This window comes from Bacillus cereus group sp. MYBK15-3, assembly GCF_051916765.1.
Taxonomy (GTDB): domain Bacteria; phylum Bacillota; class Bacilli; order Bacillales; family Bacillaceae_G; genus Bacillus_A; species Bacillus_A cereus.
On record NZ_JBQAHG010000003.1, the window covers coordinates 137,428 to 154,192 of the forward strand.

A 16,765-nucleotide genomic window follows, 5' to 3' on the forward strand; every position below is an offset into this window, starting at 1 on the left:
GATGATTGATATCTCTGTAAAAGATGTGCAGAGAAATTAAGCAGCATTCAAAAACCTTTATTTTGAGGAGGTTTTTTGAAGCTGCTTTTTTATTTGGAGAAAATGGAGGAATGGGTAATGGCATTTCATAAGCCGGAACAAATTGCTGAGCTTGTCATTGAGGCCGGTGTTCAAAAAGTAAGACAGACATTGCCAGCGATGCTTATTCTCGGTTTTTTAGGAGGAGCGTTTATTGCGATAGGTTTTTTACTTAACATTCGAGTTTTAGGGAATTTACCTGAGCGCTGGGGAAGTCTAGTGAATGTTTTAGGAGGAGCAGTATTTCCTGTTGGACTCATGCTCGTAGTATTAGCAGGAGGAGAATTAATTACGGGAAATATGATGTCACTGTCTATGGCGCTTTATGCAAAGAAAATTACATTGATAAGTGTACTGAATAACTGGGTTTGGATTACTCTTATGAATTTTATTGGGGCAATTTTCGTTGCGTATTGCTTTGGACATCTTGGCGGATTAACAGAGGGAGAGTATTTAAATAAAACGGTAGCGATAGCGGAAGGGAAGTTACATGAATCATTTGGGAGAACTTTGATTTTAGCAATTGGTTGTAATTGGCTCGTTTGTCTTGCTCTTTGGCTCGCTTACGGGACGAGTGATTTTGTCGGAAAAATCATCGGAATTTGGATTCCAATTATGGCATTTGTAGTGATTGGATTTCAGCAAGTAGTAGCAAATATGTTTGTCATTTCCGCTGTTATTTTTGCTGGTCATCTAACGTGGATGGATCTGGCTAAAAATTTTGTTCCTGTTTTTATCGGAAATGTAATTGGAGGAGCTGGGTTTGTTGGTTTTGCTTACTTTGCTTGTTATCAGAAACAACATTCTAATATGAAATAGAGTTCTTGAGAGGAAGGGTATGTAATGGCTGATCGGTATTCACGACAACAGTTGTTCAAACCAATTGGGAGTAAAGGACAAGAAAAAATTCGAAATAAACATGTGTTAATTGTAGGGGCAGGCGCATTAGGAAGTGCAAGTGCCGAAAGTTTCGTACGTGCAGGTGTTGGCAAGTTGACGATTATTGATCGTGACTACGTTGAATGGAGTAATTTACAAAGGCAACAATTGTACTCTGAACAAAATGCGAGAGAGAAAATGCCGAAAGCAATTGCTGCAAAAAATCGGCTAGAACAAATTAATTCGGAAGTACAAATACATGCTTTCGTAATGGATGCAACTTCAGAAAATATGGAAGGTCTATTAAAAAATGTAGATGTAATCATTGATGCAACAGATAATTTTGATATTCGATTTGTAATAAATGATTTATCACAAAAACATAATATTCCGTGGGTATATGGTTCTTGCGTTGGATCGTATGGTATGAGTTATACAATTATTCCACAAGAGACACCGTGTTTACATTGTATGCTTAAAAATATTCCTGTTACAGGTGTGACATGTGATACCGCTGGAATTATTAGCCCTACTGTTCAAATCGTCGCAGCATATCAAGTGGCAGAAGCACTCAAAATTTTAGTGGAAGATTTCTCAGCAATTAGAAAAACATTTTTCATGTTTGATATATGGAGTAATCAAAATCATTTTATAAAATTAGGGAAAATAAAAACAGACGCTTGTCTCTCATGCGGTTCAAATCGAACTTATCCTTATTTATCATACGAAAATCAAACGAAAGCAGCTGTTTTATGCGGAAGAAATACAGTTCAAATTAGAACAGTAGACAATAGGAAATACAATTTTGATGATATAGAAAAAGTATTACAAAAACTGGGGAAAGTAGATCGGAATCCGTATTTACTATCTTGCCAATTCGATGATTACCGCGTGGTTGTTTTTCGAGATGGTCGTGTTTTTATTCATGGTACAAATGATATTTCGAAAGCGAAACAACTATATTATCGCGTATTCGGTTAATAGAGAGGGTGTCAACAATGGAAAGAAGAGTGCCAATTACGGTTGAAGAAGCTGTTCGTAAAGTGATGGGATTTGCTGATAAAGGCTTAAAGGAGCTATTACCAATTGAATTAGCTTATGGACGTATATTAGCAGAGGATTTAGTAGCTGACCATGATGTACCGTCATTTAATCGTTCGCCATATGACGGATTTGCTATTCGAGCAGAAGATACTAATTTAGCAAGTTATGAAACGCCAATTGTATTTGAAGTAATGGGTGAAATTGGCGCAGGATCGCTATTCCATGAGAAAGTAGGTCCGTTTCAAGCAGTTCGAATTATGACGGGAGCACAAATTCCGAATGGGTGTGATGCGGTTGTTATGTTAGAGCTGACTCGTCAATATGAGAAGAATGGCAACAATTATATGGAAGTGAAGCGGTCATTCAAAACGGGCGACAATATTTCTTTTCAAGGTGAAGATGCTCGTAAAGGAACAGTTCTTGCAAAGAAGGGATCGTACATTAATCCAGGTATTTCAGCTCTTCTTGCTACATTCGGTTATAGTGAAGTACCAGTTGCGAGAAAGCCTGTAATTGGACTGTTAGCGACTGGGAGTGAATTACTGGATGTCAATGATTCATTACAGCCAGGGAAAATCCGAAACAGTAATACGTACATGATATTGTCTCAAATTCGAAGAGCGGGCGGAAGAGTAAAATATTTTGGGAAGTTTAGTGATGATTTTAATACGTGTTTTACAGCTGTGAAAGAAGCGCTTGGCCAAGTAGATATGTTAATTACAACGGGCGGTGTATCAGTAGGAGATTATGATTATTTACCAGCTATTTACGAAAAGTTAGGTGCATCTGTTCTTTTTAATAAAGTTGCAATGCGACCAGGAAGTGTTACGACTGTAGCACAATTAAATGGCAAGTTATTATTTGGTTTATCAGGAAATCCATCAGCTTGTTATGTAGGGTTTGAATTGTTTGTAAGACCTTGTATTCGAGCTTATATGTTTAGTGAAAAACCACATGCAAAAAGAGAAAAAGCATTATTAGGAGAAGATTTTCTGAAACCAAATCCATTTACGAGATTTGTACGAGCAAAACTGACATATAACGAAGGGCAATTAATTGCTTATCCGTCAGGGTTTGATAAATCTAGCTCGGTTTCTTCATTAGCAGAGACAAATATATTTATTGTACTTCCAGGTGGTACAAGGGGTTATAAAAAAGATATGTTCGTAGATATTCTCTTGCTGGAAGATAATGAAGGTAGTGAATGGCCTGGGACATTTTATAAAGTGAGAGGTGTTTCTAATGGGACAAGCACTGTTTGAAATTGTAGATATACCGATTGTAGTTGAAGAAGTAACGAATAAAGTCGCAAGAAGAGAAGCAGGTGCAATTACAACATTTATTGGTACGGTGAGAGAACTTACAAAAGGAAAACGAACGCTACATTTAGAGTACGAAGCATATAAACCGATGGCAGTAAAACAACTTACAAGAATTGGTGAAGAAATAAATGAAAAGTGGCCGGACGCAAAAGTAGCAATTACGCACCGTGTAGGGCGGCTAGAAATCATGGATATTGCGGTAGTCATTGCAGTTTCATCACCGCATCGTAAAGTAGCTTATGAAGCGAATGAATACACGATTGAACGTATAAAACGAATCGTCCCAATTTGGAAAAAAGAATTTTGGGAAGATGGAACGATGTGGATTGGAGATCAGCTTGAAAATACGGCATATCCAGAAGGAAAACCGAAGAAGGAAGAATGAGAAGATGATTACAATTTTATTGTTCGCAAATTTGCGTGAGGAAGTCGGATCGGATCGATTCGTAATTTTAGAAAAACAAGAAATGACAGTTCAGCAATTAAAAGAATGGCTCAAAGCAAGCTATTGTTTACAATCGCTTGATAGAGTGATGGTGGCAGTTAATGAAGAGTTTGTAACGAATGAAGAGATGATAAAAGCTGGAGATATAGTCGCATTCATTCCACCTGTTAGCGGAGGGTAATAAGCTTTTTCACGAGATGAAGCGCTAAGAAGATGTTGTATATAAATTCGAACACGAGAAGGGATGAGTGCTATGATTACTCAAGAACAAATAATGAACGCATTAAAACATGTAGAGGATCCGGAGCTACACAAAAGTATTGTAGAATTAAATATGGTTAGAGATATACAAATAAATGGAACAAAGGTTAAACTGGAAGTAGTGTTAACGATTCAAGGTTGTCCGTTAAAAGCAAAAATTCAACAAGACGTGGAAGAGTCTCTGCATGCAATTGGTGCATCTAAAGTAGATGTGACATTCGGTTCTATGACACAAGAAGAACGAGCTGCGCTAACAGAAAAGTTAAAGAAAAATAGTAGAACAGAAACTGGTATGCCGAGCATGCTTCGACTTGATTCAGGGGTACGATTTATTACTGTAACGAGCGGGAAAGGTGGAGTGGGAAAATCAACAGTGACAATCAATCTTGCAACTGCTTTAGCTCGTATGGGCAAAAAAGTGGGGATATTAGATGCAGATATATATGGTTTTAGCATTCCAGCTATGATGGAAACGAATCAAAAGCCAACGATGATTGATCAAACAGCAATTCCAGTCGTTAGTCACGGTGTAAAAATCATGTCGATGGGATTTTTTACGGAAGGAAATAACCCGGTTATGTGGCGCGGGCCGATGTTAAATAAATGGATTCAAAATTTCCTTGTGAATACACACTGGGGAGAATTAGATTATTTACTTCTTGATTTACCACCTGGTACAGGGGATGTTGCTATTGATGTTGCTGCAATGATCCCGCAGGCACAAGAAATTATCGTTACAACACCACACAATGTAGCTTCATTCGTAGCATCTAGAGTAGGTGTAATGGCAAAACATACGAAACACGAGATTTTAGGGATTGTAGAAAATATGGCTTATTATGAAGAACAAGATGGATCGAAAAATTATCTCTTCGGAAAAGGTGGGGGCGAAATGCTTGCAGAACAATTGCAAACAGAAGTGATCGCGCAAATACCTTTTGCAAAACGAGAAGAAAACAACGGTTCATCTGTATATGATGAAGAATCTCTTGTAGGAGAAGTGTTTACATCGTTAGCGGAGGATATTATTTATAAAGGATAAAGGAGAGATTTTTTATGGCTTGTAATATCGATCATACTATGGAAGATGTAATGAATAAGCTGGAAAGTCAGAAGAGTTTTTTACCGGAAGGGATTTTTACAGAATTGAAGGGGTTTTTGCAACGTAATCATTCGCAGGAAATATTAAACGAAATCTTTCATCTTTTAAAAAAGTATGACTTAGTTAATGAAGAAGAAAGAGAGACGAGAAATACTCAATTATTGCTGATTATAAAATAAATATTTTTTGCTTTGTTTTTTTCAGGAGGGGTAAATGTAATGGATATGAGAAAGATGGTTGAAACAATAGAGGCAACAAAAGTGACTGAAGAAGAATTATCGATTTCTCATTTACATCAAAAACTTGTGACGTTATATAGCCAAGAAAATGTTGTTCATTATACAAAGCTATTAAAATATATATTATCATTATCCGTGCAACTGAAGCTGAATCTCGTATTGAAATACTTTGGCGTGCGACCGCTTGTTGCCGCCGATGAGCGTATGCAATTTCAAGAGATATTTAAATGTTTAGCTAACAAAGATGATAATGGCGAATGGTTTCTAAATTTCGTTTCTTTATATGTAGGGTTAATCGTAGTTCTTCATTTTGATGAAAAAGAGATTGAGAGAAGTTTTTTCAATGATATGGTAGTGGGTGAAGGGAATGAAATATAAGGTTCTGCTTATAACATCTTTCTGTTTAATTGGCTATATAAATTATGAAGGTAACTAATTAATAAAAAGCGTTCTTCAGTTGTTTCCGTCGTTTTTTCATGTTACCATTAAGCGAATTTTTCATAGGGAGAGAAAGCGATGAAATGGATTTATTTTATTATTATTAACGTTATAGCTTTTAGCCTTATGGGGCTTGATAAACGAAAAGCGAAGAAAAAACAGTGGAGAACGCCAGAAAGTACGTTGTTTTTATCAGCGGCAGCTGGAGGAGCAGTTGGTGCTTGGATCGGTATGTATATGTTTCACCATAAAACTCATAAAAAGAAATTTGTTTTCGGTATACCATTACTTGTCATTATAACAGTATGTTTACTTTTTGCTGTATGAGAAATGTCGAAAGAATTGCAGATTGATTATTGGTAAAGTGAGCATGCGGGACCGTATAATGGAGAAAAATGAGAAGAGGAGAAAAAGGAAGATGGGGAGTCAATCAGCACAGCAAAAAAAAGGGATACTATATGCGGCTGGTGCGTATACGATGTGGGGAATTCTACCAATCTATTGGAAATGGGTTGAGGAAGTTCCTGCAGATGAAATATTAGCACACCGCATCGTTTGGGCGTTCGTTTTTATGTTACTTGTATTAGGTGTTACGAAAAGGTTTCGCCAGTTTATTGGGGAGTTTGTGAATCTTTTTAAACGACCTAAATTATTAATGTCATTAACAATAGCTTCGGTTTTGATTAGCGGAAACTGGTTTGTTTACATATGGGCCGTGAATCATAATCATGTCATTGAAGCAAGTCTTGGGTATTATATTAATCCGCTTATTAGTATTTTACTTGGTACAGTCGTTTTAAAGGAAAAGTTAAACTTCTGGCAATATGTTGCAGTTGGTTTAGCTGGAGTGGGGGTTATCATTTTAACAGTACGTTTCGGGGCTATCCCGTGGGTTTCTTTATCACTTGCCTTTTCATTTGGATTATACGGATTAACGAAAAAATTGTTAAACTATGATGCAACAATTGGGCTTACGATGGAAACGATGTTAGTGACGCCGTTTGCAATTATTTATCTTATTATGACTGGAGCACATGGCTTCGGTTCATTTGGATCTATTTCCATGTTATCGACGCTATTATTAATAGGAGCGGGCATTGTCACTGCTTTACCACTTTTTTATTTTGCAAAAGGAGCACAACTTATTCCGCTTTATATGGTCGGATTTTTACAATATATTGCGCCAACGATTAGTTTAATTTTAGGTGTATTCGTATTTGGTGAACATTTCACCTCTACTCATATGATTGCATTTTTCTGTATATGGGTTGCATTATTTGTATTCTCGGTAGCGAAAACAAAGTTCTTAGTGCAGAAACAACCGAAATTTATAAAAAATAAATCAGCAAAAGTATCATAATGCGTAGTATTTTCTACGCATTTTTCTTTATACTGATACTATATAGGATTTCCATTATAGCTAGTAGGGAGCTGAGAACGTGGAAACAATTTTACATAATGATCCGCTTATGGCCGCTGTAATTTCATGGTTTTTAGCACAATTAACGAAAGTAGTCTTTAAATTGGTTAAAACGGGTGAATTTGATTTTGCAAAGTTTTTCGCTTCAGGTGGGATGCCAAGTTCTCATGCTTCAACTGTTACAGCACTCGCGACAGGTGTTGGCGTTGTGGAAGGCGTGGAAAGTTCCATGTTTGCGATTGCTGCTATTTTTGCCATTATTGTTATGTATGACGCCTCAGGAGTAAGGCTTGCGGTAAGTAAACAAGCAAAAATTTTGAATGAGTTTTTTCACGGTAGACAAACAGAGTATAAGAAATTAAATGAACTTGTTGGGCATACACCGTATGAAGTAGTAGTTGGTGCTTTAGTAGGGATAATTGTCGGAGTGGGATATTGTTTATGAGCAGAACATTTTATATGTTCTGCTTTTCTTTGTTTTCATACATATTCAGCTCCCTTTTTGAATATCGTTATACGGATTTCGAAAGGGTGGGTGAGTAAGTTGTTATTATATGAAAAAGTGCATGAAGAAATAGCGAGGCGAACAACGGCCCTTCAAACGATGCAACAGCGAGATGGAACGTGGCGGTTTTGTTTTGAAGGGGCACCATTAACAGATTGCCATATGATTTTTTTATTAAAATTATTAGGTAGAGATAAAGAGATAGAACCGTTTGTAAAAAGGTTAGCATCACTTCAAACAAATGAAGGAACATGGAAATTGTATGAAGATGAGGTGGGAGGTAATTTATCAGCTACCATTCAATCTTATGCCGCCTTACTTGCATCGGAAAAATATACAAAAGAAGATGCGAATATGAAGCGAGCGGAAATGTTTATAAATGAGCGCGGTGGGGTAGCACGTGCTCATTTTATGACGAAGTTTTTATTAGCGATTCATGGAGAATATGAATATCCTTCTCTTTTTCATTTGCCAACACCAATTATGTTTCTGCAGAATGATTCCCCTCTCAGTATATTTGAATTGAGTAGCTCAGCACGTATTCATTTAATTCCAATGATGTTGTGTTTAAATAAAAGGTTTCGAGTAGGGAAAAAGTTATTGCCAAATTTAAATCACATTGCAGGCGGGGGCGGAGAATGGTTTCGAGAGGATCGGTCTCCAGTTTTTCAAACGTTAGTAAGTGACGTGAAGAAAATTATAACGTATCCACTTTCTTTGCATCATAAAGGATATGAGGAAGTAGAACGTTTTATGAAAGAGCGTATTGATGAAAATGGAACATTATATAGCTACGCAACTGCCTCGTTTTATATGATTTATGCTTTACTTGCATTAGGACATTCTATTCAATCACCAATTATTGAGAAGGCTATAATGGGAATTACATCTTATATATGGAAGATGGAGAGAGGGAGCCATTTGCAAAACTCTCCATCAACTATATGGGATACAGCTTTACTCAGTTATGCTTTGCAAGAAGCTCAAGTTCCGAAAGCAAGTAAAGTGATTCACAATGCATCAGCATATTTACTAAGAAAACAGCAAACGAAGAAAGTAGATTGGAGTGTACATGCACCGGATCTCTTCCCGGGTGGTTGGGGCTTTTCGGATGTGAATACGACGATTCCAGATATTGATGATACAACTGCTGTGTTAAGAGCATTGGCGCGAAGTAGAGGGAACGAAAATGTAGATAATGCTTGGAAGCGAGCGGTTAATTGGGTTAAAGGATTGCAAAATAATGATGGTGGTTGGGGGGCTTTTGAAAAAGGGGTAACGAGCCGTATATTAGCAAATTTACCAATCGAAAATGCAAGTGATATGATTACAGACCCTTCTACACCAGATATTACAGGAAGAGTGTTAGAATTTTTCGGAACGTATACGCAAAATGAATTGCCCGAGAAACAAAAACAAAGTGCGATAAATTGGTTAATGAATATACAAGAGGAAAATGGATCGTGGTATGGGAAATGGGGAATTTGTTATATATATGGTACGTGGGCAGTGTTGACTGGTTTACGGTCACTAGGAATACCATCTAGCGATCCATCATTGAAACGAGCAGCTTTATGGCTTGAACATATACAGCATGAAGATGGTGGCTGGGGAGAATCTTGCCAAAGTAGTGTAGAAAAAAGATTTGTTACTTTGCCATTTAGTACACCATCCCAAACAGCATGGGCGTTAGATGCCCTCATTTCTTACTATGATAAAGAAACGTCAGTTATTCGAAAAGGTATTTCATATTTGCTCTCCAACCCTTATATAAATGAAAAATATCCTACTGGAACAGGTTTACCAGGTGGGTTTTATATTCGTTATCATAGTTATGCTCATATATATCCGTTGCTTACTTTGGCTCATTATGCAAAAAAATATAGAAAATAAACCGAGAGATGTCTCTCGGTTTATTTTGTTGGGTAGTAGGTCCCTTTTGAAAAGAATAAGGGTGTGATGTACCTTATTTTTCGGTTGGTTGGCGCTTTTGACGTGCATCAGCGGCATTTGCACGTGCGTTTGCTTCTAAGTCATTGTGGTCAGCGAGTTCGCGAGAGAACTCAACATCAATGCCATCCGTTGCTTTGCTTTGTTTGAAATTCTTTTTATTCATTCGACACAATCTCCTTGCACTTTATCCCGCATAACGGGTAGTAAAACTCCAACCTTAAAACTCAGATGGAACAAAGAAGCTAGGTGGGAGATTAACTGCCCGTAAATGCCCGATTGGTGAGGGCTGATAATCAGTGGGGGATGAACAAACTTCCCACTAATTAAAGTTTCACTTTATGCGACGTTGCAAAGTTAGTTTGACACAAATAGACTTTTTTATACAAAGAGGAATTGAAAAGCAAAAAGCCGAAATATACAGTATAAGTAATAGAAATGGGGGATAGGAATGGAGTTTTTAAATGGGAAAACAGCTGTTGTAACAGGAGCTGCACAGGGAATTGGAAAAGAGATTGCAAGGGTTTATGCAAAACTAGGGGCGAAAGTATTAATTAGCGATGTAAATGAAGAGAATCTACAAAAAACGACACGTGAGTTATCAGATGAAGGATATGAAGTGTGCTCATATCGATGTGATGTGAGTAATCAAAATGAAGCGAAGTCGTTAATTGAATATGCGGTTCAAAAATTCGGTACATTACATATTTTGGTGAATAACGCCGGAATTACAAGAGATGCAATGTTACATAAAATGGAGAAGTCTGCTTGGGAACAAGTATTACAAGTGAACTTAACTGGTGTTTTTTATTGTATGCAACCAGCGCTTCTTTACATGAGACAACAAGGGTATGGACGCATTATTAATATATCTTCAATTAGTAGAGAAGGAAACATAGGTCAAGCAAATTATGCAGCTACAAAGGCAGGAGTTGTCGGTTTAACGAAAACAGCAGCGAAAGAAGTTGGAAGCTTCGGTATTACTTGTAATGCGATTTGTCCGGGTTTTATGGATACAGATATGACAAAAACGATACCAGATAAAGTGAAAGAAAAGATGGTTGGCGCTATTCCAGTTGGTAGAATTGGAACGCCAGAAGATATTGCGAACGCAGCAGCTTTTTTAGCATCAGAATACGCATCTTATATTACAGGTGAAGTATTAAATGTGAGCGGAGGACTGCAAGTTTAAAGGAATACATAATGAAAAGAACCTGACCGGATAGGTCAGGTTCTTTCTCATTAATTTAAGTTAAGCCAAACGCTCTTTACTTCTGTATAGTTATTTAATGCATAAGATCCCATTTCACGGCCAAGACCAGATTGTTTAAATCCTCCAAATGGAGATGCTGCATCAAACACGTTATAACAGTTTACCCACACTGTACCTGCACGTACTTTACTTGCAACATAGTGTGCTGTTTTAACATTTTCTGTCCACACACCAGCCGCTAAGCCGAATTGTGATTTATTTGCACGTTCAATTACTTCATCAATATCGTTAAATGGTATTGCAGAAATAACTGGACCGAAAATTTCTTCTTTTGCGATCGTCATTTCATCATTTACGTCAGCGAATACTGTAGGAGAAACGAAGTAGCCTTGATCGAATGGATTACTTCCTCCGCAAAGTACTTCAGCGCCTTCTTCAATCCCTTTTTCAATGTAGCCCATTACACGTTTTTGTTGTTCTTCAGAAACGAGAGGACCAATTGTTGTTTCAGGGTTAAGACCGACACCTTGATTTAGTTTTTTAGAATAGAGGACGAGATCAGCCATGACATTATCATACATTTTCTTCGGAACAAATAAGCGTGATCCAGCAGAGCATACTTGTCCTTGGTTAAACATAACACCAGAAAGTGCACCAGGAATCGCGCGAGATAAATCAGCATCCGGCAAGATGATATTTGGTGATTTACCGCCTAACTCAAGTGTAACGCGTTTTAATGATTCGGATGCTTGTCGCATAATTTGTTTACCGACAGGAGTAGAACCGGTAAATGCAATTTTATCAACGAGTGGATGATTAACGAGAGCTTGTCCAGCTGATTCACCGAATCCAGGTACGATATTAATAACACCTTTCGGGAATCCAGCTTCTTCAATTAATTCAGCTAAGTATAGAGCAGATAGTGGAGTTTGTTCTGCAGGTTTTAAAACGATTGTACATCCTGTAGCAAGCGCTGCTCCCATTTTCCACATTGCCATAAGAAGCGGGAAGTTCCAAGGAATAATTTGACCAACGACACCAACAGCTTCATGGCGTGTATAGTTAAAGTAATCACCGGAAACAGGAATTGTTTGACCAACGATTTTCGTAGCCCAGCCAGCGTAATAGCGCATATGCTCAATTGCAAGTGGGATGTCTGCTGCCATTGTTTCACGGATTGGCTTTCCGTTATCTAATGTTTCGAGCTGTGCAAGCTCTTCTTTATGTTCTTCCATTAAATCAGCTAACTTGTACATGAGACGGCTTCGCTCAGCAGTGCTCATACGAGACCAAGGACCTTCGTCAAAAGCCATACGAGCTGCGACTACAGCTTTATGAATATCTTCGCGACCAGCTTCAGAAACGACGGCAAGTGTTTCGCCAGTTGCTGGGTTAGGTGTTTTAAATGTTTTACCGGAAGCGCTTTCAATGAAAGATCCATTCACATATAACTTTTTTGTACCTTGAAGAAACTTCGCTACCTTTTCATGAAGATTTACAGCTAGTTGACTCATTGTATAACCCCCTTGAAAATATAATGTAAACGCAGTACGAGACGGCGCTTATTCCGAAATCAAGGATGTGGAAACTAGATGGAAAGCCTCTAATTAAAATCATAATTAATAAATACTGAAAATTCAAATTTCATTTGTGTTACAATTGTAAAAAATATGTAATGTAAGAGAAGCTTCTATATGATTATAAAAAATCCTGCTTGTTTTTGCTTTCTAGTAGGAAAAACTAGAAGAACAATGGTACAATAATACATCGTGAGAGGAGGGGTAAAAATGAAAGATTATCATGATGATCCACGCTTTCGAATAGCCCATAGAGAAGCGTTAATTGGTCTTGGACTTGCTATTATTAATTTTATAATTTGGTATGGATTTGCTTATGGGCTTGGTAGTAAAAATCCGAATGAATATACATATGTATTAGGTTTTCCCGCATGGTTTTTTTATAGCTGTATCGTTGGATTTATCGTTATGGTTATTTTACTTAGTTTAGTTGTTCGTTTTGTATTTCAAGATATTTCACTCGATGAGGAAGAAAAAAGTGAGGAATAATAGATGAATTGGTATGTAATCATTCCAATGATAATTTCGTTTATCGTTGTATTTTTAATTGGTGTATATGCTTCAAGACGCGTGCAAGCAACTGCTCATAATAAATTTTTGCAAGAATATTTTCTTGGTGGGCGTGAGCTAGGCGGTTTATTATTAGCGATGACAATGATTGCTACGTACGGTAGTGCAAGTAGCTTTATTGGTGGCCCTGGTATTGCTTACAATATGGGTCTTGGATGGGTACTGTTATCTGCGATTCAAGTTGTAACAGGGTATATCGTTTTAACGGTTATCGGTAAAAAGTTTGCAATTATCGCTAGGAAGATGGAAGCAATTACTCTTATCGATTATTTAAAAGGGAGATACAATAATAAAGCAGTTGTTATACTTTCTGCGTTATGTATTATTATCTTTTTATTTTCAGCGACAGTAGCCCAGTGGGTCGGTGGTGGACGATTAATCGAGTCACTAACGGGGCTATCGTATACAACAGCACTATTTTTATTTACTTTTTCTGTACTTGTGTACGTATTAATTGGTGGATTTCGTGCAGTTGCTCTATCAGATACATTATTAGGAATCATTATGTTAGTTGGAACAACAATCATTTTAATTGCTACTGTCATTGCTGGTGGTGGAATTGAAAAGATTATGCAGGAACTTGTTCAAATTAATCCAAAGTTAATTACACCATTCGGAGCAGATGGCAGTTTAACGAAATCATATGTTACATCATTTTGGATTTTAATTGGAATTGGCGTTGTTGGTTTGCCGCAAATTAGCGTGCGTGCCATGTCTTATAAAAATTCAAAAGCGATGCATCAAGCGTTAATAATTGGGACGATTGTTGTAGGTACAATTATGATCGGTATGCATTTAACGGGTGTATTTGCAAGAGTAGTACTTCCAGGTATAACGGTACCAGATAAAGTAATGCCGCTACTTGCGATGGAAGTGTTGCCACCTTGGTTAGCTGGAGTTTTCTTAGCTGCACCGATGGCAGCGATTATGTCTACAGTAAATTCTTTATTATTACTTGTAAGCTCGTCAATTATTAAAGATATATACGTAAATTACATAAATAAAGATGCAGCAGACAGTACGATAAAAAAAGGAAGTTTGTGGATTACTGGTATTGTAGGACTACTCGTTTATGCAGCGGCAATTAAACCACCAGATTTTTTAATATGGCTAAATTTATTTTCTTTCGGTGGATTAGAAGCTGCATTCATTTGGCCAATCGTATTAGGGTTATATTGGAGGAAAGGAAATGCTACAGGAGCGCTTGCGTCTATTTTAGTTGGGGTAGGCTCATATATGTGTATTCATCTTTTCTATCCAAATCCGTTCGGTATACATACAGTTGTCTTCCCGATTTGTTTTGCGTTTATCGCTTACATCATTGGAAGTATGAGTGCTGTAAAAAAAACAGTATAGGTTAGCTGAAGAACGTAGTCCTTATAAGACTGCGTTTTTTTGTGTGAATTTGTTCATTTTTTATTCTGTATATCCACGGTTATTCATAAATTAATAACAACTGAGGGGATGGAGTTGAGGTCGATGAAAAAAGTATTATTTTTAGGAGACCCAGGAATTGATGACTCTTTAGCAATTATGTATGGATTGTTGCATCCTGATATTGATATTGTTGGTGTAGTTACAGGATATGGAAATGTAACGCAAGAAAAGGCGACAAGTAATGCGGCATATTTATTACAGTTAGCAGGTAGGGAAGATATACCTGTTATTAATGGTGCGAAAATCCCTTTATCTGGAGATATTACAACGTATTATCCAGAAATTCATGGGGCGGAAGGTTTAGGACCAATTCGACCACCGAAAAATCTTTCTCCAAATATAAAGCCTTTTTGTGAGTTTTTTGACATTCTTGAAAAATATAAAGGAGAATTAATAATAGTCGATGCTGGTAGATCAACAACATTAGCGACAGCATTTATTTTAGAAAAGCCAATGATGAAGTATGTAAAAGAATATTATATAATGGGGGGTGCTTTCTTAATGCCAGGCAATGTTACACCAGTCGCAGAGGCGAATTTTCATGGTGATCCGATTGCGTCGCAATTAGTCATGCAAAATGCCAAGAATGTGACACTGGTGCCGCTCAATGTTACATCTGAAGCTATTATTACGCCGGAAATGGTAAAGTATATTACGAAACATTCTAAAACAAGTTTTAATAAATTAATTGAACCGATTTTTACGTATTATTATAAAGCTTATAGAAAATTAAATCCGAAAATAAAAGGAAGTCCAGTACATGACGTCGTTACAATGATGGTTGCCGCAAATCCTTCAATATTGGATTATGTGTATCGCCGTGTCGATGTAGATACAGTGGGAATAGCAAAAGGAGAAAGTATTGCAGATTTCCGTCCTCAACCTGATGCAAAAGCATTAAAAAATTGGGTGCGAATTGGTTGGTCATTACATTATAAAAAATTCCTTGAGGATTTTGTGAAAATCATGACGTAGACATAATAGGAGTATACAAGTTAAAATAATGGAGATGGTTATTTAAATAACCATCTCCATTATTTTGTTTTTTAAAGATAGAGAGAAGAGTTACACAATAGGAGAGGAATTTTACTTGAAAAAAACTATAGTATGCGCAGTGGTTGTGGGTATTTTCGTTTTGCTAATATCGGGTAACTTTTTAGTGAAAAAAGTGTGGAGTTCAAATAATGATGATGCACAGTATATTGCATCTTTTATTGAAGAACATAAAGATGAAAAAAATAGTGCGCTTCTAGTAAAGAGAAATGATAAAGTTGTCTATTCTGTAAACCCAAATGTTGTATTGCCAGTTGCTAGTACGATGAAATTAATTGTGGCGCTTGAATATACGAAACAAGTTACTGAAGGGAAAATTGATTCGTCTAGTTTCGTATCGATTAATGATGTGAATCGCTATTATGTACCGAATACAGATGGTGGTGCACAAGATAGATGGCAAAGGTATTTGGAGAAGACGGGCAAGATAACTGAAGGAGCGGTTTCTTTAGAAGAAGTGGCAAAAGGAATGGTTAAGTTTAGTTCGAATGCAAATGCTGAATACTTAATGGAATTGTTAGGATTAGATAACATCAATCGAAATTTACAAAGTTTATCACTTCCTGCACATCAACCACTATTTCCAATCGTTTCATCTTTGTATATTCCGGGATATTTGCATAAAGAATTACATGTTCCAAAATATAAAATAGAGAAAAAGTTAAAAGAAATGTCTCAAGAGCAATATCGTGAATATGCGATGGTTATTCATGAACGCTTAAAGAAGAAGGGACCATTATTACAGAAGGAAATTCCGCTTTATTTAGAGGAACGTTACGACAAAATTTGGTCAGATAGATTACCAGCAGCTTCTGCAAATGATTATATGGTATTACTTCAAAAGGCAAACCATAAAGGTGGCTTGACAGAGGCTGAAGAAAAAGTGTGGGCAAATATCGTTGAAACAGACATGAGTGCCAAAAAATACCGTAAAACATTCAGACATGCTGGGCAAAAGAATGGTTACACACCTTGGACGGTTACAAAAGCAGTTTACGCTATGGATAAACGTGGAAACTGTACGGAGATTGTGTTTTTGGCGAATAATTTAAATGAAGACGATAGTGCAGAAATACGGAAACATTTAGCAAACTTACATTTCCAAGTGTTGCAAAGTGATAAGTATGATGCGACTTTTATTAAATAAACTCGGTGCAGAGAGCACCGAGTTTATTTTTATGTACAAGCACTTTTTTTCTATCTCTGGGTATGATGGGTAGTAATACTTAGGT

The 16,765-nt window shown here is 37.0% G+C and carries 19 protein-coding genes; 17 read left to right on the plus strand and 2 right to left on the minus strand.

Annotated elements, in window-relative coordinates; translation table 11 throughout:
* Positions 1-117: 117 nt before the first annotated feature.
* The 12 genes from ACTFR8_RS14855 (at position 118) to ACTFR8_RS14910 (ending at position 9,626) form a co-directional block, all read left to right on the plus strand.
* A complete protein-coding gene (locus tag ACTFR8_RS14855) occupies positions 118-897 on the plus strand; it encodes a formate/nitrite transporter family protein (protein ID WP_000863998.1) in 780 nt (259 codons plus the stop codon).
* 24 nt (positions 898-921) lie between these two features.
* The gene (locus ACTFR8_RS14860) at positions 922-1,938 is read left to right on the plus strand and encodes a molybdopterin-synthase adenylyltransferase MoeB (protein ID WP_000785270.1); all 1,017 of its coding nucleotides are present in this window, start codon (positions 922-924) and stop codon (positions 1,936-1,938) included.
* A gap of 17 nt (positions 1,939-1,955) precedes the next feature.
* Positions 1,956-3,263 (plus strand): molybdopterin molybdotransferase MoeA, encoded by a 1,308-nt coding sequence (locus tag ACTFR8_RS14865; protein WP_252209658.1) that lies wholly within the window; start codon positions 1,956-1,958, stop codon positions 3,261-3,263.
* On the plus strand, positions 3,244-3,708 hold the full coding sequence (gene moaE / locus ACTFR8_RS14870; RefSeq protein WP_139893311.1) for a molybdopterin synthase catalytic subunit MoaE: 465 nt from the start codon (positions 3,244-3,246) through the stop codon (positions 3,706-3,708). The genes ACTFR8_RS14865 and moaE overlap by 20 nt, the downstream gene beginning before the upstream one ends.
* A gap of 4 nt (positions 3,709-3,712) precedes the next feature.
* Positions 3,713-3,949, plus strand: coding sequence for a molybdopterin converting factor subunit 1 (gene moaD, locus ACTFR8_RS14875; RefSeq protein WP_119781570.1), 237 nt, complete (start codon positions 3,713-3,715; stop codon positions 3,947-3,949).
* A 72-nt stretch (positions 3,950-4,021) separates the two neighbouring features.
* Entirely contained in the window at positions 4,022-5,071 is a 1,050-nt protein-coding gene (locus ACTFR8_RS14880; protein ID WP_119781572.1) for a P-loop NTPase, read from the plus strand.
* A 14-nt stretch (positions 5,072-5,085) separates the two neighbouring features.
* A complete protein-coding gene (locus ACTFR8_RS14885; protein WP_119781574.1) occupies positions 5,086-5,310 on the plus strand; it encodes a group-specific protein in 225 nt (74 codons plus the stop codon).
* A gap of 39 nt (positions 5,311-5,349) precedes the next feature.
* Positions 5,350-5,748, plus strand: coding sequence for a hypothetical protein (locus ACTFR8_RS14890; protein ID WP_252209657.1), 399 nt, complete (start codon positions 5,350-5,352; stop codon positions 5,746-5,748).
* Between the two features lie 138 nt (positions 5,749-5,886).
* On the plus strand, positions 5,887-6,135 hold the full coding sequence (locus ACTFR8_RS14895; protein ID WP_098293784.1) for a DUF1294 domain-containing protein: 249 nt from the start codon (positions 5,887-5,889) through the stop codon (positions 6,133-6,135).
* 91 nt (positions 6,136-6,226) lie between these two features.
* Complete coding sequence (rarD, locus tag ACTFR8_RS14900) at positions 6,227-7,168, plus strand: EamA family transporter RarD (protein WP_119781578.1); 942 nt, start codon at positions 6,227-6,229, stop codon at positions 7,166-7,168.
* A gap of 79 nt (positions 7,169-7,247) precedes the next feature.
* The gene (locus tag ACTFR8_RS14905) at positions 7,248-7,673 is read left to right on the plus strand and encodes a divergent PAP2 family protein (RefSeq protein WP_048527641.1); all 426 of its coding nucleotides are present in this window, start codon (positions 7,248-7,250) and stop codon (positions 7,671-7,673) included.
* Positions 7,674-7,772: 99 nt separating this feature from the next.
* Positions 7,773-9,626: a terpene cyclase/mutase family protein gene (locus ACTFR8_RS14910; RefSeq protein ID WP_119781580.1), complete on the plus strand. Its 1,854-nt coding sequence runs from the start codon at positions 7,773-7,775 to the stop codon at positions 9,624-9,626.
* A gap of 73 nt (positions 9,627-9,699) precedes the next feature.
* On the opposite strand, the gene ACTFR8_RS14915 is transcribed toward ACTFR8_RS14910, so the two are convergent.
* Positions 9,700-9,849 (minus strand): YfhD family protein, encoded by a 150-nt coding sequence (locus ACTFR8_RS14915; protein WP_001035813.1) that lies wholly within the window; start codon positions 9,847-9,849, stop codon positions 9,700-9,702.
* Positions 9,850-10,134: 285 nt separating this feature from the next.
* Between ACTFR8_RS14915 and fabG the strand changes: the two genes are divergently transcribed.
* Positions 10,135-10,875 carry a 3-oxoacyl-ACP reductase FabG gene (fabG, locus tag ACTFR8_RS14920; protein ID WP_000395038.1) on the plus strand — a complete coding sequence of 247 codons (741 nt, stop codon included), beginning with the start codon at positions 10,135-10,137 and terminating at the stop codon, positions 10,873-10,875.
* A 50-nt stretch (positions 10,876-10,925) separates the two neighbouring features.
* Here fabG and dhaS read toward each other — a convergent pair whose 3' ends face one another.
* Positions 10,926-12,410 (minus strand): aldehyde dehydrogenase DhaS, encoded by a 1,485-nt coding sequence (gene dhaS / locus ACTFR8_RS14925; protein ID WP_000080265.1) that lies wholly within the window; start codon positions 12,408-12,410, stop codon positions 10,926-10,928.
* A 273-nt stretch (positions 12,411-12,683) separates the two neighbouring features.
* On the opposite strand from dhaS, the gene ACTFR8_RS14930 reads away from it, so the two are divergent.
* The 4 genes from ACTFR8_RS14930 (at position 12,684) to ACTFR8_RS14945 (ending at position 16,680) form a co-directional block, all read left to right on the plus strand.
* The gene (locus ACTFR8_RS14930; protein WP_000656239.1) at positions 12,684-12,962 is read left to right on the plus strand and encodes a YhdT family protein; all 279 of its coding nucleotides are present in this window, start codon (positions 12,684-12,686) and stop codon (positions 12,960-12,962) included.
* A 3-nt stretch (positions 12,963-12,965) separates the two neighbouring features.
* Entirely contained in the window at positions 12,966-14,399 is a 1,434-nt protein-coding gene (gene panF, locus ACTFR8_RS14935; RefSeq protein ID WP_001104815.1) for a sodium/pantothenate symporter, read from the plus strand.
* A 108-nt stretch (positions 14,400-14,507) separates the two neighbouring features.
* On the plus strand, positions 14,508-15,455 hold the full coding sequence (locus ACTFR8_RS14940) for a nucleoside hydrolase (protein ID WP_080451403.1): 948 nt from the start codon (positions 14,508-14,510) through the stop codon (positions 15,453-15,455).
* A 115-nt stretch (positions 15,456-15,570) separates the two neighbouring features.
* Positions 15,571-16,680 carry a serine hydrolase gene (locus ACTFR8_RS14945; RefSeq protein ID WP_000751377.1) on the plus strand — a complete coding sequence of 370 codons (1,110 nt, stop codon included), beginning with the start codon at positions 15,571-15,573 and terminating at the stop codon, positions 16,678-16,680.
* The last annotated feature ends 85 nt before the right edge of the window (positions 16,681-16,765 follow it).

Excerpts from the sequence above, each read along its gene's own strand:
- ACTFR8_RS14895 (WP_098293784.1), top strand. The coding sequence starts at position 5,887 with ATGAAATGGATTTATTTTATTATTATTAACGTTATAGCTTTTAGCCTT.
- ACTFR8_RS14880 (WP_119781572.1), top strand. The coding sequence starts at position 4,022 with ATGATTACTCAAGAACAAATAATGAACGCATTAAAACATGTAGAGGAT.
- rarD (WP_119781578.1), top strand. The coding sequence starts at position 6,227 with ATGGGGAGTCAATCAGCACAGCAAAAAAAAGGGATACTATATGCGGCT.
- ACTFR8_RS14915 (WP_001035813.1), bottom strand. The coding sequence starts at position 9,849 with ATGAATAAAAAGAATTTCAAACAAAGCAAAGCAACGGATGGCATTGAT.
- panF (WP_001104815.1), top strand. The coding sequence starts at position 12,966 with ATGAATTGGTATGTAATCATTCCAATGATAATTTCGTTTATCGTTGTA.
- ACTFR8_RS14865 (WP_252209658.1), top strand. The coding sequence starts at position 1,956 with ATGGAAAGAAGAGTGCCAATTACGGTTGAAGAAGCTGTTCGTAAAGTG.
- ACTFR8_RS14890 (WP_252209657.1), top strand. The coding sequence starts at position 5,350 with ATGGATATGAGAAAGATGGTTGAAACAATAGAGGCAACAAAAGTGACT.
- fabG (WP_000395038.1), top strand. The coding sequence starts at position 10,135 with ATGGAGTTTTTAAATGGGAAAACAGCTGTTGTAACAGGAGCTGCACAG.
- ACTFR8_RS14885 (WP_119781574.1), top strand. The coding sequence starts at position 5,086 with ATGGCTTGTAATATCGATCATACTATGGAAGATGTAATGAATAAGCTG.
- ACTFR8_RS14860 (WP_000785270.1), top strand. The coding sequence starts at position 922 with ATGGCTGATCGGTATTCACGACAACAGTTGTTCAAACCAATTGGGAGT.
- ACTFR8_RS14855 (WP_000863998.1), top strand. The coding sequence starts at position 118 with ATGGCATTTCATAAGCCGGAACAAATTGCTGAGCTTGTCATTGAGGCC.
- moaE (WP_139893311.1), top strand. The coding sequence starts at position 3,244 with ATGGGACAAGCACTGTTTGAAATTGTAGATATACCGATTGTAGTTGAA.
- dhaS (WP_000080265.1), bottom strand. The coding sequence starts at position 12,410 with ATGAGTCAACTAGCTGTAAATCTTCATGAAAAGGTAGCGAAGTTTCTT.
- moaD (WP_119781570.1), top strand. The coding sequence starts at position 3,713 with ATGATTACAATTTTATTGTTCGCAAATTTGCGTGAGGAAGTCGGATCG.
- ACTFR8_RS14930 (WP_000656239.1), top strand. The coding sequence starts at position 12,684 with ATGAAAGATTATCATGATGATCCACGCTTTCGAATAGCCCATAGAGAA.
- ACTFR8_RS14940 (WP_080451403.1), top strand. The coding sequence starts at position 14,508 with ATGGAGTTGAGGTCGATGAAAAAAGTATTATTTTTAGGAGACCCAGGA.